At 45.1% G+C, this 15,813-nt stretch carries 11 protein-coding genes; 4 read left to right on the top strand and 7 right to left on the bottom strand.

Going from position 1 to position 15,813, the window contains the following annotated elements; genetic code table 11:
- Positions 1-98: 98 nt before the first annotated feature.
- The 4 genes from hldE to QWZ04_RS14745 form a co-directional block, all read right to left on the bottom strand.
- Complete coding sequence (gene hldE, locus QWZ04_RS14730; protein ID WP_290329024.1) at positions 99-1,529, bottom strand: bifunctional D-glycero-beta-D-manno-heptose-7-phosphate kinase/D-glycero-beta-D-manno-heptose 1-phosphate adenylyltransferase HldE; 1,431 nt, start codon at positions 1,527-1,529, stop codon at positions 99-101.
- Between the two features lie 63 nt (positions 1,530-1,592).
- Positions 1,593-4,448: a bifunctional [glutamate--ammonia ligase]-adenylyl-L-tyrosine phosphorylase/[glutamate--ammonia-ligase] adenylyltransferase gene (gene glnE / locus QWZ04_RS14735; protein ID WP_290329025.1), complete on the bottom strand. Its 2,856-nt coding sequence runs from the start codon at positions 4,446-4,448 to the stop codon at positions 1,593-1,595.
- Positions 4,449-4,545: 97 nt separating this feature from the next.
- Positions 4,546-6,150, bottom strand: a complete 1,605-nt coding sequence (locus QWZ04_RS14740; protein ID WP_290329026.1) for a methyl-accepting chemotaxis protein — start codon at positions 6,148-6,150, stop codon at positions 4,546-4,548.
- A 394-nt stretch (positions 6,151-6,544) separates the two neighbouring features.
- Positions 6,545-8,059 (bottom strand): CYTH and CHAD domain-containing protein, encoded by a 1,515-nt coding sequence (locus QWZ04_RS14745; protein ID WP_290329027.1) that lies wholly within the window; start codon positions 8,057-8,059, stop codon positions 6,545-6,547.
- 209 nt (positions 8,060-8,268) lie between these two features.
- Here QWZ04_RS14745 and QWZ04_RS14750 point away from each other — a divergent pair, with 209 nt between their 5' ends.
- The 3 genes from QWZ04_RS14750 (at position 8,269) to QWZ04_RS14760 (ending at position 11,117) form a co-directional block, all read left to right on the top strand.
- Positions 8,269-8,949, top strand: a complete 681-nt coding sequence (locus tag QWZ04_RS14750) for a TIGR00153 family protein (RefSeq protein WP_172443044.1) — start codon at positions 8,269-8,271, stop codon at positions 8,947-8,949.
- A 123-nt stretch (positions 8,950-9,072) separates the two neighbouring features.
- Entirely contained in the window at positions 9,073-10,332 is a 1,260-nt protein-coding gene (locus QWZ04_RS14755) for an inorganic phosphate transporter (protein WP_290329028.1), read from the top strand.
- A gap of 173 nt (positions 10,333-10,505) precedes the next feature.
- Entirely contained in the window at positions 10,506-11,117 is a 612-nt protein-coding gene (locus QWZ04_RS14760; RefSeq protein WP_290329029.1) for a TIGR04211 family SH3 domain-containing protein, read from the top strand.
- 85 nt (positions 11,118-11,202) lie between these two features.
- Here QWZ04_RS14760 and QWZ04_RS14765 read toward each other — a convergent pair whose 3' ends face one another.
- Positions 11,203-11,922 (bottom strand): general secretion pathway protein GspB, encoded by a 720-nt coding sequence (locus QWZ04_RS14765; protein WP_290329030.1) that lies wholly within the window; start codon positions 11,920-11,922, stop codon positions 11,203-11,205.
- Positions 11,919-13,565: an ExeA family protein gene (locus QWZ04_RS14770; protein ID WP_290329031.1), complete on the bottom strand. Its 1,647-nt coding sequence runs from the start codon at positions 13,563-13,565 to the stop codon at positions 11,919-11,921. The genes QWZ04_RS14765 and QWZ04_RS14770 overlap by 4 nt, the downstream gene beginning before the upstream one ends.
- An 83-nt stretch (positions 13,566-13,648) precedes the next feature.
- On the opposite strand from QWZ04_RS14770, the gene QWZ04_RS14775 reads away from it, so the two are divergent.
- On the top strand, positions 13,649-14,866 hold the full coding sequence (locus tag QWZ04_RS14775; protein ID WP_290329032.1) for a multifunctional CCA addition/repair protein: 1,218 nt from the start codon (positions 13,649-13,651) through the stop codon (positions 14,864-14,866).
- A gap of 139 nt (positions 14,867-15,005) precedes the next feature.
- Here the strand turns inward: QWZ04_RS14775 and QWZ04_RS14780 are convergent, their stop codons facing one another.
- On the bottom strand, positions 15,006-15,809 hold the full coding sequence (locus QWZ04_RS14780; protein WP_290329033.1) for an undecaprenyl-diphosphate phosphatase: 804 nt from the start codon (positions 15,807-15,809) through the stop codon (positions 15,006-15,008).
- Positions 15,810-15,813 lie beyond the last annotated feature (4 nt).

Below are 15,813 nucleotides of genomic sequence, written 5' to 3' on the forward strand. Positions count from 1 at the left end.
CTAAAAGCTAAGTACTAAAAGCTGAAGAATAAAAAAACGACGCGTGATGCGTCGTTTTTTTTGAGTAGAATACAGAGACGGGCTTCGCGCAGCGAATCCTATCCTTTTCCGCCTTTAATCGCTTCGATGATTTCAGTCGTAGAGCAGCCATCTTCAAAGTTTAGTACTCGAACTTCGCCGCCTGCGGCAATCACTTCTTCGCCACCAGCAATTTCATGCGGTTTGTAATCGCCACCTTTCACTAGCAAGGTTGGCAACACTTCTGAAATTAAGCGTTGTGGTGTTTCTTCATTAAACGGTACAACCCAATCAACAGCGCCTAAGCCTGCTAATACCGCCATACGGCGATCGGTTGGGTTTACAGGACGACCAGGGCCTTTTAACGCACGAACAGACTCATCGGTGTTAACCGCCACAATTAAGCGGTCACCCAGCTCAGCAGCATGATTCAAATACGACACATGACCTGCGTGTAAAATATCAAAGCAACCATTGGTCATCACCACTTTTTGGCCTTTAGCTCGTGCTTTCTTCACCGCTTCGATGAGTGCATTCTCGCTAATAATACCAAAGTCCGTATCTTGGCTGCCATGAACCGCTTCTGCTAATTCGATGGTAGACAGCGTAGAAGTACCTAACTTACCTACCACGACACCCGCCGCAGCGTTAGCCAAAGCACAAGCTTCTTCAAACGGCTTACCCGCCGCAACCGATGCCGCAAGAACTGAGATAACCGTATCGCCTGCACCGGTTACGTCATACACTTCTTGTGCTTGCGTTGGTAAGTGGAACGGCTTTTGATCACGGCGAAGTAGTGTCATGCCGTGCTCACTGCGAGTCACTAGCAATGCTTCAAATTCAAATTCTTCAATCAGAGCTAGGCCTTTGGCCACCAAGTCAGCATCATCTTCAACCTTACCGGCAACTAATTCGAATTCAGCCATGTTTGGCGTCAATAAGGTTGCACCACGGTAGCGCTCAAAGTCCGCGCCTTTAGGGTCAATGAATACTGGTACTTTAGCCGCGCGAGCTTTCTGAATAAACGCTTGAACGTGTTCCAATGCACCTTTGGCGTAATCCGACAAAATCACCGATTTCACGTTTGGCAGGGCTTGTTCCATGCGAGTAAGCACGTGGCTAGAGTCAACACTCTTAAAGCTGTCTTCAAAGTCTAGACGGATCAACTGTTGACCACGGCTCATAACACGAAGTTTGGTAATGGTTGGAAAGTCTGCCAGCTCAACAAAGTCACACTTTACTTTCAGTGATGACAGTTTATCGGTGAGTACTCGTGCAGGTTCATCCTGACCGGTCAATCCAACCAAGTGTGCTTTGCCTCCTAACGCCGCAATGTTCATTGCTACGTTAGCCGCGCCGCCCGGACGCTCTTCGTTTTCTTCTACTTTAACGACTGGCACTGGCGCTTCAGGGGAAATGCGTCCTGTTGGGCCATACCAATAGCGATCAAGCATCACGTCGCCGACGATCAATACACCAGATTGAGCGTAATCAGGCAAAATGGGTTTCATAACTGTCTCCAATACATCAGATCTGGGGGCATGGTAACACAACCCCAAACCATCAAAAAATAACTATTGTTGTTTACCAAGCCAAGCATTCCAAGCTTCTGTCACCACTTGCCTCTCTTCGAGGAATCGACCTTCATCGACGTCTGCATCTTGGTTTAATAAATTTCTATGATGAATCTCATCACGAAGCGTTGTATAGGCCGAAATCAATTGCCTTGTTTGCGACTCAGGTAATAGTTCCAATTGCGCCGCAACTTCTAAAATACGAACATTATCAGAGAATCGAATCAGCTCTGGATATGTCTTGCTTAAGTGTAAGACCAAGTATTGCACCAAAAATTCAACATCGGTAATACCACCTTCATCTTGCTTAAGCATAAAGCGGCCCGCTTTCTTGCTTCCCAAGTGCTCTCGCATCTTATGACGCATTTCAACGACGCTTTTCTGCAGCGTTTTTTCCTCTCTCTCTAGCGCCAGTATTTTGGTTCTCGTGCTATTAAATGCATCCATTAAAGGTTCGTCACCATAAATGGCCCTTGCTCTAACCAGAGCCTGATGCTCCCATGTCCACGCATCTGACAACTGATATTCATCAAATGCTTCTGCTGGGCTGACTAGTAACCCAGAAACGCCTGATGGCCTCAAACGAGTATCGACCTCGTACAAGATCCCTGATGCCGTTCGAGTTGAAAAAATATGAATGACTCGTTGAGCCAAGCGCAGGTAGAACTGCCTACCATCAATTTCTTTATTGCCATCGGTATTTGCCGACACTGGGCAGTCGTGCATAAACACGATATCCAAGTCCGAGTTATAGCCCAGCTCCCACCCACCTACTTTTCCGTAGCCAATCACCGCAAAGCCTTTGCTGCCTCGGTCTTTCAAATGAGTCGGCTCACCAAATTTTTCCGTCACTTGTAACCATGCTTGGCTAATCACCGCATCAACGATGGCTTCTGCCAAATACGTCAGGTGATCACTCACTTTCATCACAGGCAGTACCCCTGCGATGTCGGCGGCGGCAATTTTCAGAATACAAATCTGCTTGAACTGACGCAGGGCTTCCATCTGCTGTTCCATATCATCTTGCGGGATACGTGCTAAATAGTCGCGCAACTCCGATTTATAAGCCGACAGAGGAATGGGGTTATAAAGTTGCTGCGGATCTATTAGCTCATCAAGTAATATCGGGTAACGAGCCAATTGCTCCGAAATCATTGGGCTTGCGGTACACAAGCGTACAAGCTGCACGAGTGCTGCAGGGTGCTCATCGAGTAACTCTAAATAAGTAGTTCGAGTTGAAATATTGGTCAGTAGAAAACACACCCGCGATAAACCAAACTGCGCATCTTTATGCTGGTAAAGCGCACTAAAGACTTTAGGCATCAACCGGTTTAATACCTCACGCCCCCGTGGCCCTAAGGTTTTCTTCGCTAAATCAGCCTTAAACTGAACAATGGTATTCACCATCTCTTCTGGCTGTTCCATATGTAAATCTTGTTCAAGGATTTGTTCGATCACTTCTGTCGAATGCGCCATATCCCACAGTTCACTGAAATGCTTTGGAATAGCATCGCCGTCTTCTTCTTCCTCACCGATAAGATCTTCAAAAACTTGATGGATGTTATTCATGTGGGCTTGAGTTTGAGTGAGTAAGTCATCCCAAGACTCAAACTTCATCGCATAAGCCAAACGTTGTTGGTCGATTTCTGAATCGGGTAATGTTTGGGTTTGTTTATCTGCCAGCGCTTGGATTAGGTTTTCCATTTTACGCAAATACAGGTAGCCGGATCTTAGCTGTTCGACTTCAGCCCTTTCTAGCTGACCGAGATCTTCTATCGCGGTTAGGGTTTCCAGCAATCCTCGCCCTCTTAAGCTTGGCTCACGTCCGCCACGAATGAGCTGAAAAACTTGAGCAATAAACTCGACTTCACGAATACCACCAGCGCCTAATTTTATATTGTTGCTCAAGCCTCGGCGGCGAACTTCACTGGTGATCATCGATTTCATTCGGCGCAAAGAATGCAGCGCACTGAAATCCATATAGCGACGGAAAACAAACGGCCTTAGCATCTGACGTAATTCTTGATATTGAGGGTACATTTCGCTGCCCATGACCCTGGCTTTAACCATGGCATAGCGCTCCCAATCTCGGCCTTGTTCTTGATAATAATCTTCAAGCGCAGCAAAGCTCATGACGAGAGGACCACTTTCACCAAACGGACGTAAGCGCATATCTACCCGATAGCAAAAGCCATCGAATGTCGGCTGATCTAGCGATTTAATCAATCGCTGACCTAAGCGAGTAAAGAACTGAGCGTTAGCAATCGTACGGCGAACACCTTGAGTTTCGCCATTTTCAGGGTAAGTGAAAATCAGATCGATATCAGAAGAGAAATTGAGTTCACCTCCGCCAAGTTTACCCATTCCGATCACTAGTAATGGCTGTGCTTCGCCTTCAGCATTACACGGTGTGCCCCACTCTTGGCAGCAGGTTTTGTAAAGCCAATGATAGCTTTCAAAAATCATGGCCTCTGCCAGTTCAGACAGGTGCATTAAACTCGCTTCTAGCGACCATGAACCAACAAAATCTCGCCAAGCGATATAACACATCTCTCTACGCCTGAATTGCCGCAGTTTGCGATTCAAGCTCGCTTCGTCTTCGCATTTGGCTAACTGACGCTTTAATTTTTCACGATAGTCAGTAGATCGATTTTGCACCGCTAGCATTTCAGGCAGGCGTTGACACAGCTTCTCGTCTCGTTGCAATGAATCGGCAATGAAGTCACTCAAACCTAACACGAGATCCAGCTCGGTTAACTTGGCTTGAGGCCATGTGTCGAACACATTGGGATACTGCTGTTCAATTTGCTCTCTAGCTTGTTGTGATTGAGCGTTTAGCGGGGCGGGTAAGGTCATCGTCTATCCTTGTCTTTGCGGCGAGACAAAACAGTAACATAAAAAAACGCCCACATAGGCTATGTGGGCGTCAATTGTTTGATCTATTTAAGCGTTTTTAGACTTTAAAAGATTGGATCTTGGTATCTAATTCCGCGGCGTTAGACTCCATCATTTCTGAAGTTTCAAGCAACTCAGTAACGACCACCACAGACGCCTCAACCAATTCACGTACGTTAGTCAGGTTTTGGTTCATCTCTTCGGCCACGGTACTTTGCTGCCCTGCGGCGGTTGCAATCTGGAAGTTCATTTCGTTAATTTGAGTCACTTGTTCAACGATACCTCCAAGCTCTGAACCAGCATTGGTCACTAACTCAACGCCGTCGGCTGCTTCAACCACGCTTTTCTCCATCAGCTCTACCGCACTGTTAGCACTGCTTTGCAGTTGAGAGATCATGTCTTGAATTTCAACCGTTGCTTGTTGAGTCCGCTGGGCTAGATTTCGTACTTCATCTGCAACCACGGCAAATCCACGGCCAGCTTCACCAGCACGAGCCGCTTCGATGGCAGCGTTTAACGCCAGTAAATTAGTTTGCTCAGAGATCCCTTGGATTGTGCCAACGACACTGCCGATAGCATCAACACGCTCTTCTACTTCATTTACCGCTTGAGCAGATTGAGAGATATCACTGGATAACTCATTCATTTTACCTACAGAGTCCATCACAAAGCGTTGGCCTTTCTCGGCTTGCTCTGAAGCACTTTCCGTTACGCTTGAAGCGCTTTGCGCATGATCGGCAACCGTTTGAACTGTGGTGGTCATTTCACTCATGGCTGTTGCAAGCTGGTCAATTTCATTGAACTCTTCTTGCGCTGAATCTTTGGTTTCAGACATGCTAATGGTCATAATCTCGGTCAACGAGAATAGCTCTTGTGAAGAGGCCACTTGCGTCGCGATAACATCATGAAGCTGCTTACGAGTTTTTTCTAACTCTCTTGCTAAGTCGCCATATTCGTCTTTACAGTCCATATCAATGGCTTCAGACAAATCTTTATTGGCTAGGTTTTGGATGCTTTCTGCAATATATAAGGTTTGACGCAACATCACTTTGGCTGCGCCCAATAAGATAACGACAAAGATGGCAATCATTACGACTGTCTGCCAAACCATTTGAATTAAGTAGTCGTTGTAAATATTCAGTGCGGTGTCAGTACCTTGCGAAGCAACAATAATCCAGTTTACACCGTCAATTTGCTTGGCGAACTCAAAACGCTCGCCCCCAACCAACTCATAACCGACACCCTGCGGTGATACCTTGCCCAACAACTCTGAAAGACGCGCACCAGAGTCTGTTTGATTCGATAAATCAGAGATACGTTGTGCTTTAGGGTGACCGATAACTTTGCCCGTATCACGCTCTACTAAGTACATGTATTGGCTACTGTTAGAATGGCTTTGAGAAGACATGGAGCGCTCAACGAGCAATTTACCTTGCTCGTTGTTATCCTCAATGATGTCATTGAAGAAATTAGCTTGTGCGTTAGACACTTCCATCACTTGGTCTTTTTGGACAAGAATCAACGAATCGTAAAATGTATTCGCATCCCAAAGTTGTTTGCCAATGATCAACAGTGAACTGAACACCATTAACATCACCATTTTGGGTACCAATTTAATATCGGTAATGATTCTTTCCCAAGGCCTAAACGTCAAGCTTGCCATAGACGGCACTCCAATTATTTTGTTTTTATCCGATCTGCGTTACGACACAGCATCCCATTTTTGAAGCTAATTCTCGGTACTTAGTATTTATTTCACGCTTCGTATGAATACGGCATGATAGCAAAATCAATTAGACAGCTTTGTCTTACTGATCGTTTTTACCCATTTGTTTTTGCTAATTGTGATCCAATTCTTATTGTTCGTGTTTTCGCTACCATTTGTTATCACTAAAGTCAGCGGCAGGAAGCAACAGAACTTAACTCATGATGATAGCAAGTGTGACACGGTTAACTTTTAATCAATCAATTGAGCTGCAAAGTAAAATATATAAGGAGAGCGGGCATAAAAAAAGCTAACACTAGGTTAGCTTTTAATTGGGATCGGTATTTATCGTTTATTGCCAGTACGGTTCGGCTTCAATGCCCATTGAGCGAGTTTGCTCCATGGCATGCAATATGGAGTATTCTTGGCGTTTTAACCATTTTTCGAGCTGTTTTTGTTCATCACCGTCAAACGAACTTAATAATTTCTGAAGTGGCTCCAGCATCAATAAGTCATCAATGCCCTGTTGTAAATCAGCCCACGGCAAGCGAAAGCTGTTTCGATCCGCTACATCAAACAACGAAGCAAAGCAGATCCCAGTGTATAAATTTCGGATCAGACGATACTTTTGATCTATGTATTCTTGGCGGCCAAGTTCTCGCTCTGGAGGGAAAGCCTCCATTAATTCAGCCCATGTTCGATCAAGCTGTTGAACGGCAAAAGGTCGAATGCTTTGCGCCATTTTATTGCGAGCTTTCTCATCCAGAAATGGCTGCCAACCGCGAGTTAAAATCCAACGGCTTAAATCGAGCAACAGCTTAGTGTATCTGGCTGATTGGAACAGCTTAAGCAGCTCTTCTCTTTCAGGTAGCGCTTTACGCTGGACTTTCAATTGTTCCACTAACTCTTTTTGTGCATCCAGCTTGCGTAATACGTGCCCTTTATCATCCATCAACTCTTCGAGATAGTCGGCGGATTTAAGCCAAGTAAGTTCTTCCTCAAGCCACTTTAATTCTTGACGAATGATGGCACTCGCACGCCTTGGGACAATGCCACCAAAAACGGTTAAGGTTTGACGAATAAAGCAAATCGCATGGGCAATTTCATGCAAGGCTTCAAATGAATCCCGCTCAAAATAAATTTGTTCGTGATAGTGCCAGTGCTCCAACGCATGTTCGAGTGACTGAATAAAACAATATTCCACGTTATCAGTGGCACTGGTATCCACTAAGCTCAATGGCTTTTCTTTATCACCTTGATAATCGTACGCCAACCGGTAGCCTCTGGCCGCTTTACTTAAATTACCAAGACGAATGCCACCTTCCGCGCATAATACTCGTGCCAAGTTAAACAGTGCATCGGTTTGACCTGACTTAAGCTCAAGCTCGACTTCGCATATATCCGTCTGCTTTCCGTCAGCGGTCACAAGCCCTTGATCGAAAGCCACTTCAACTTGGCTGCCATCTGTCATGTTCACTAACCACTGCTCTCGAGTGAAATCAGTAGAAAAAATGCCAACTAGCTCACTTTGAAGCACCTGATTGTCTTTGCCTGATGGCCAAATGTCGCTAGGATGGAGAGAAAGGTCGGGCGTATTGTTCGTATGTTCAGCATTGTATTCTGGTCGTTGGTGCAATCCAGCGACGACACGACCCGCGGTTTTGACTGTTTGTACAAAAACATCATCGAATCGACGAATTCGTAGTCCCGTATCATGCTGACGTAACCAGTTATCTGGGGTATCAAAATAGGTGTTGCCTAAGTCTCGGCAACTGTGCTGAAGGACTTTTTCATTTGCTAGTTTTTCTACCAAACTTGTTGAAAAATCTGGTGAAACAAAAAACTTCAGTTCTATCTCGGTTTCCATAGCTCTACCTTTAACGGATGACCATGACAGCATATGGCTTAAACCCCACCCGAGCAAGTGGGATTTATCACCCTAATAATGATCTAAAACAGTTTTAATGACAGGGTGATTGGGTTAACATGCGCGACTTTATAGCCACCGCTTAAGAATTCGCCGTCATATGGTGCATGTTTCTTTATCAGGTTATATTTTAAATAGGTTGAATGACCATGCCAGTGAATACAATTATGGGGTTATTTGCAAAGTCCCCAATTAAGCCTTTGCAGCGTCACGTTGTGTGCGTAAACGAATGTTGTTCCCACCTTGTTAACTTCTTTGAAGTTTGTGCTCAGGGTGATTGGGATAAAGCAGCCGAAATTCGCGCGCAAATTTCTCATTTAGAGAAAGAAGCTGATGTATTGAAACGTGAGATCCGCTTAAAGCTCCCACGTGGATTATTTATGCCTGTAGACCGCACTGACATGCTTGAATTGCTAACACAGCAAGACAAGCTGGCAAACCTTGCAAAAGACATTTCAGGTCGTGTTGTAGGTCGTCAACTTCAAATCCCAGCTCCTCTTCAAGAGAATTTCATCGCTTACGTGAAACGTTGTCTCGATGCTGCTGATCAAGCACAAAACGTTATCAACGAACTCGATGAGCTTTTAGAAACGGGCTTCAAAGGTCGCGAAGTTACATTAGTAGCTGAAATGATCAATCAACTTGATGTCATCGAGGATGATACGGATGCACTTCAGATCGAACTTCGTCAACAATTAATGGCGATAGAATCTAAGTACAACCCAATCGATGTCATGTTCTTGTACAAGATTTTAGAATGGATGGGCGGCATTGCCGATCAAGCGCAGCGTGTAGGCTCGCGTCTTGAACTCATGCTCTCTCGTTCTTAATCTAACTTTAACTTAATAACAACGAGTATGATTACTGAGTAGTGTTTACCAAAACAAGACACTACTCTTATGCGTGCGTGCACGAAAATATACTCAACAGTTTTCAACAAACTAGGTATTACAATGGATATCCTTCAGAACTACGGCACTGTGATCATTATTATTGCAGCTCTATTTGGTTTCATGATGGCGATCGGTATCGGTGCCAATGATGTAGCCAATGCCATGGGTACCTCTGTTGGCTCTAAAGCGCTAACAGTAAAGCAAGCCATCATCATTGCGATGATATTCGAATTCGCAGGTGCATACCTTGCGGGTGGTGAAGTGACAGATACTATCCGTAAAGGGGTAATTGAGATGTCGTACTTCACCCATCAACCAGATGTATTGGTGTTTGGTATGATGTCTGCTCTGCTTGCAGCAGGTACATGGTTATTACTTGCATCGTACATGGGTTGGCCTGTTTCTACGACGCACTCCATCATTGGTGCAATCGTCGGGTTTGCTTGTGTATCAGTAGGTACTGAAGCGGTAGACTGGGCGTCGGTTCAAGGGATTGTTGGTAGCTGGATTGTTACCCCGTTAATTTCAGGCTTCTTTGCCTATGCGATTTTCGTCAGTGCTCAGCGACTGATTTTTGATACTGAAAATCCATTGGTTAATGCTAAACGTTTTGTTCCTATTTACATGTTTATTACCACAATGGTGATTTCGCTTGTAACCATTAAAAAAGGTCTTAAGCACGTTGGTTTGCACCTAGAAGGTGCTGAAGCATGGCTTTGGGCTGCAGGCTTCTCTTCATTTATTATGGTTGGCGGCTACTTCTACATTCAGAAGAAATTTGCCAATCAAGAGAATGACCATAGCTTCGCTGGTGTAGAAAGCGTATTTACTGTGTTAATGGTTATCACAGCTTGTGCGATGGCGTTCGCTCATGGTTCGAACGATGTAGCAAATGCGATCGGTCCACTTTCAGCGGTTGTTTCAACGGTTGATAACTTAGGTGAAATCACAGCGAAAAGTTCTATTGCTTGGTGGATTCTTCCTCTTGGTGGTATTGGTATCGTTGTTGGTCTCGCGACCATGGGTCACAAAGTAATGGCGACCGTGGGTACTGGTATTACTGAATTAACCCCGAGCCGCGGCTTTGCAGCGCAACTTGCGACAGCATCTACCGTTGTATTGGCGTCAGGTACTGGTCTTCCAATTTCAACAACACAAACTCTGGTTGGTGCTGTATTAGGGGTAGGTTTTGCTCGCGGTATTGCGGCATTGAACCTTGGCGTTGTTCGTAACATCGTTGCATCTTGGGTTGTTACTCTTCCTGCAGGTGCGCTATTGGCTGTGATTTTCTTCTACGGTCTACAAGCTGCATTCTCTTAACCCATGTAAGGGTTGTGTCATTAATTGACTCAAACGCACATAAAGGGAGGCTTTGCCTCCCTCTTTTGTTGCACCAAGCCTCGAAACTTCTTACTATTCCCTCATTGTATTTTGATTAGAACGGCATCTTCCTACGCCGTCGTCTCGCACAAGTATCAATTAAGGGACATATTGTGAAAAAACTATTTAGCTTGATTGTCATGACACTTTTCCTAGTGCCTACCAGTTTCGCTCAAAACCGCTACATTGCAGATAACCTATTTACTTACATGCATGCTGGCCCAAGTAATCAGTTTCGCATTATTGGCAGTGTGAATGCAGGTGATAAAGTCGACCTAGTCAACTCTGATCGCAAAGCAGGCTACAGTCAAATTGTCGACTCTAAAGGTCGTAAAGGTTGGGTTGAAAGTAAGTTTGTATCTAAAGTGCCTAGCATGGCTGAACGTTTACCGCTGTTAGAAAAAGAACTAGCCGAAGTAAAAGAGAAACTGGCTACGGCTCGTCAAACTTCTGATGAAGCTAAAGCTGGCTTAGTGGAATCTCTTTCTGCTCGTAATACTCAAATTAAAGATCTAGAGTCGAGCCAAAGTGAAATGAACAAGCAACTTCTTACGTCGCAAGACGAAGTTCGTGAATTGCGCGCTAAGCTAGACACTCAAAAAGAAGATTTGCTACTTAAATACTTTATGTATGGTGGTGGTGTTGCTGGCCTAGGTTTGTTGTTTGGTTTATTACTGCCCCACATGATCCCAAGCCGAAAAAAATCACCTAATGGTTGGAGCTAAACCATTAGCGTAGTGACAGACAATAAAAAGGCGACCATTGGTCGCCTTTTTATTGTCCGTTTCCTACATATCTAGCAAGTCGACTCTACCCACGCCACTCATACAATGCAGGCATTTCTATTTGTTCACCTTCATAGCGAATCACGACGTTACGTGGGTTAATGGTTACCAACTGCACCTGAGGGGTAATCCATTCTCCTTCATACACTTCTTTACCGTTTACTTTAATCCAGCGGCTTTGTTGATTAGAAGCGAACATGTGGGTCTGCAAGTTCATGGCAGGCAACTTACCCGTAAACCTCGCACTTTCATCAGGCAAAGAAATCTTTGGAGTTTCTTCTCGCTCACTATAGGTATCATTGGAGTTTAATGCGTCGGTTGAAGCAAAGGCATCTTGTATTTGTTTCGCCAATTCAGGTGAAAGGGAAGACAAATCCAATTCTTCAAATTCAACCCCATCGTCAGCCTGGCTGGTCGATTTGGCTGGAACAGGCTTAGACGACTCTCTTGAAACCAAAGACTCATCCATCGCTTTACTATCGACCAATTCACCGTTAACAAAGCTTACTGGTGTGGCTACTGCTACCGCATTGGCTCCGATGTAATTTGGTTTCCTTGCAATCAGGGTTAAATTATCAAACTCTGGATAAGGCATCACTTTTATCAAGCTGATGGGCGCCAATTCAGATGATTCAATCAGCACCGGAGGTTGAGGCTGTACGGGCTGATACTGTGTGTACCCAATAGCGACAGCAATGACGCTAGGCAGTAATACGATAGCGGCTTGTTTTATTGATAGACTCATAACGCCCCTCCTTGTTCAACGCTAAGTCGAGGCGCATCTTTGTTGATGATGCTATCCATTTTAATCAAGGTGTGCCGTCCGGCTATGCCATCGACATCCAACCCCTGCCAACGTTGAAACGCTTCCACCTTACTTTTTAAGCCTGCATCAAATCGATCGGTCCCAGACTCAGGTTCACCAATGGCCAGAGAAATCTGCTGATCCAGCACTCTCACCAACTCGCCATGTTGGCCGGGTTTCAACGTCTGATTAATAGGGCTAAACCACACATACTGATACTCGCCCTGCCAGTTGTCTTCTAGCCATTGCCTTGGTACTTGAATGCGCTTGTTTGCAATTAATAATTCAGCGCTTTCACCCTCAACTCGGTAGAGTACCGAATAGATACTTTGCTCTGATACACGCATTTTTAATACAACAGGGCGATCGGCTTTCACGATTTGTGCGAGGTCTGTTCTTGCTTGTTCACAGTAGTAAGGCCCAGCACTTTTTTCGCTGCAACTGGCATCAACAATGGAGGCTTTCAGTCCCCATAACTTATACAGTTCTTGCACTGCTGCAACTTGATCCAAAGCCCGGGATAAGTAAGGTTGTAAACTCGTTTCAACACTGATTACTTTTGGTTGTTCGACGTGAGAGGCGACCACGACTTGAGAAGAATTCTGCCCCTGATACCACGCCAACACTTGAGGGGTTGCCACATACGTACCAGCCGCTAAGCCAGCACTAACCAACCCAGTAAAGGAAAACCGGACCAAAGTAGATAAAGACCCAAACCTTGGCTTATTTCCGGCGTTAGACACGGCGCTTTTAGCCAACGATGGTGAAATAGGAGCCTGAAACGCCATGACGTCTTGGCAAGCTAATACCGCTAACTTTGTGTTGATCTTACTTTCACCAGATTGATATGCGTATTGCAGCGACTTATCACAAATAAGGTTAATCAAACGTGGGACGCCTTGAGTGGATTTCGCAATCGCTTTCATCGCACCGACGGAAAATGGCTGAGCCTTTCCCCCCGCTTTCATACAACGAAACTCGATATACTGCAGCACTTCTTCTTGGCTCAAAGGCAACAGGTGATAACGTCCAGTAATTCGTTGTGCAAGCTGGCGCAGCTCGGTAGTTTGCAAGTTTGCCTGTAATTCCGGCTGGCCAATGAGCAAGACTTTGAGTAGTTTTTCAGTATCGGTTTCTAAATTAGTCAGTAACCTTAATTGTTCGAGTACATCAACCGCTAAGTGTTGCGCCTCATCAATCACCAACAAAGTTTGTGCGCCTTGCTCATGGTTACCCAACAAATATTGATGAATGGCTTTAGTGAGTACTTTTAGCGATGCGTTTTCTGGATAAGCCAGATTGTACTCATCACAGATTGATTCCAATAAATCAGAACACGAATAGGTGGGGTTTAATAATAACCCAGCACGGACGTCATCAGGGAGCCCTGCCAATATGGCTTTGGATACGGTTGTTTTACCCGTACCTACCTCGCCTGTTAGCATGGCAAAACCACCACCGTTTCCAAGCCCTGCCTGTAAATGGTTAATGGCTTCCCGGTGACGCTCACTCAAAAAGATATAACGGGCGTTAGGCACGATTGAAAACGGCGCTTCCGCAAAGCCAAAAAAATCCTTATACATACTCATGTCTCTTCGCTAAGATTCAAGCAAACTACCATTGCAGGATGGAAAGTAAAGCATCTGTCTCATTTAGGAGCTCAAAGTTGGAAGTATATTTAGTTGGTGGAGCCGTTCGTGATCAATTACTCGGTTTAAAAGTGCATGACCGCGATTGGGTGGTAGTGGGAACAACCCCACAACAAATGCTTAACCAAGGCTTTCAAACCGTCGGTAAAGACTTCCCTGTCTTCCTACACCCAAAAACTAATGAAGAATATGCATTGGCCCGTACAGAACGAAAATCAGGCCATGGCTACACAGGCTTTGAGTGTTACGCCGCTCCCGATGTAACATTGGAAGAAGATCTAATCCGACGCGATTTAACCATCAATGCCATAGCAAAAAGCGCAACCGGTGAACTCATCGACCCTTACGGAGGGCAAAACGACATTGACGCTCGCCTGTTACGTCATGTTTCTCCTGCATTCAGTGAAGACCCGTTACGAGTATTGCGAGTGGCACGTTTCGCCGCCAAATTATCCCCCCTTAGCTTTCAGGTGCATGCTTCAACCAACCAGTTAATGACCGACATCGTGATCAGTGGAGAGTTGGCGCACCTTACCGCTGAACGTGTATGGCAAGAATGGCAAAAATCTCTTGTTAGTGATAAGCCCAGTGTATTCTTAAGCGCGTTACGTGATTGCCAGGCACTGGCCGTAGTATTGCCAGAGTTTGACTGCCTATTTGGTGTGCCGCAGCCTGAAAAATGGCACCCAGAAATAGACACAGGCATTCATACTTTGATGGTGGCAGACCAAGCTGCAAAACTTAGCTCGTCACCTATAGTTCGGTTTGCTGCTCAAGTACACGACTTAGGAAAAGGCATTACGCCTGAAAGTGAATGGCCTAGTCACAAAATGCATTGCCATACTGGGCTGAAAATTATTAAAGCCTTGTGCACTCGAATCAAAGTACCCAACGATTATCGAGATTTAGCTTTACTGGTTTGTGAACACCACACCAATGTGCATCGAGCGCCAGAACTTAAGCCAAGTACCATGCTAAAAATTCTCAACAAAATGGATGCATGGCGTAAGCCCGACCGTTTTAAACAAATACTACTCTGTTGTGAGGCTGATCACCTAGGTCGCCTAGGCTGTGAAAACATGCCCTACGAACAAAGCGGGATGTTCCTCTTAGCATATGAAGCCGCAATGGCAGTAGACGTGCAACAGGTGGTCGCAGATGGTTTTCAAGGCAAAGCAATTCGGGACGAGTTGGATAAGCGAAGAATCGAAGCGATTGCAGATATAAAGCGATAGAGCAGAAAAGAGCGAATCCAGAGACGGGCTTTGCCCTGAGAATACAGAAAAAAAGAGCCTAAAAGTGTAAAACCTTTAGGCTCTTGTTGTTTCTAGAACTCTGTACTTTCGTGAGCAAAGCGAATTCTGTATTCGGCTTTTATCCCATCATCAAGAAAGCAAACAGACCGAAGCCTAAAATCAGACGATAGATAACAAATGGCAACATGCCCATACGTGAGATCAGCTTCAAGAAGTAATGAATACAGATATACGCACTCACGAACGACGTAACAATGCCGGTTAGCAAGAAGCCTAAATGTATAGGATCACCGCTCATGGCTAGCTTCAAGCCCAAGTAACCACCTGCGAGAGTGATGATCGGGATAGACATTAAAAATGAAAAACGTGCGGCAGCTTCACGAGTAAAGCCAAGATACAACGCGGCCGTAATGGTTGCGCCAGAACGAGACGTACCCGGGATAATCGCCAAGGCTTGAGACAGACCAATAAACAGCGACTTTTTCCAATCTGCCACGTATTCGTCATCCGTTAACTTGGCATTGTTATCCACCCACCAAAGGAGTAAAGCGAACACGATAGTAGTGGTGGCGATCACCCACGCACTGCGTAAGTACAGCTCGATAATGTCTTTCATGAACAAGCCGAACACACAGGCAGGGATCGTCGCTAGCACAATCATCCATGCTAATTTGGCTTCTTTACTGCGGTCACCTTTAAATATGGAACCGAATAGCGCCCCAAATAACGTAATCACTTCTTTGCGGAAATAGATCACAACGGCCAGTAAGGTACCAACATGAACCGCCACATCAAAAGCTAGACCTTGATCTTCCCAACCTAAAATTGCAGACGGTAGGATCAAGTGAGCAGAGCTCGAAATAGGTAAAAATTCCGTTAGGCCTTGAATAAGCGCTAACATAAAGGCTTCAAAATAACTCATTGCA

This window comes from Vibrio tapetis subsp. quintayensis, from assembly GCF_030409945.1.
GTDB lineage: Bacteria > Pseudomonadota > Gammaproteobacteria > Enterobacterales > Vibrionaceae > Vibrio > Vibrio quintayensis.

Excerpts from the sequence above, each read along its gene's own strand:
- hldE (WP_290329024.1), bottom strand. The coding sequence starts at position 1,529 with ATGAAACCCATTTTGCCTGATTACGCTCAATCTGGTGTATTGATCGTC.
- QWZ04_RS14750 (WP_172443044.1), top strand. The coding sequence starts at position 8,269 with ATGCCAGTGAATACAATTATGGGGTTATTTGCAAAGTCCCCAATTAAG.
- QWZ04_RS14755 (WP_290329028.1), top strand. The coding sequence starts at position 9,073 with ATGGATATCCTTCAGAACTACGGCACTGTGATCATTATTATTGCAGCT.
- QWZ04_RS14780 (WP_290329033.1), bottom strand. The coding sequence starts at position 15,809 with ATGAGTTATTTTGAAGCCTTTATGTTAGCGCTTATTCAAGGCCTAACG.
- QWZ04_RS14740 (WP_290329026.1), bottom strand. The coding sequence starts at position 6,150 with ATGGCAAGCTTGACGTTTAGGCCTTGGGAAAGAATCATTACCGATATT.
- QWZ04_RS14765 (WP_290329030.1), bottom strand. The coding sequence starts at position 11,922 with ATGAGTCTATCAATAAAACAAGCCGCTATCGTATTACTGCCTAGCGTC.
- QWZ04_RS14745 (WP_290329027.1), bottom strand. The coding sequence starts at position 8,059 with ATGGAAACCGAGATAGAACTGAAGTTTTTTGTTTCACCAGATTTTTCA.
- QWZ04_RS14770 (WP_290329031.1), bottom strand. The coding sequence starts at position 13,565 with ATGTATAAGGATTTTTTTGGCTTTGCGGAAGCGCCGTTTTCAATCGTG.
- glnE (WP_290329025.1), bottom strand. The coding sequence starts at position 4,448 with ATGACCTTACCCGCCCCGCTAAACGCTCAATCACAACAAGCTAGAGAG.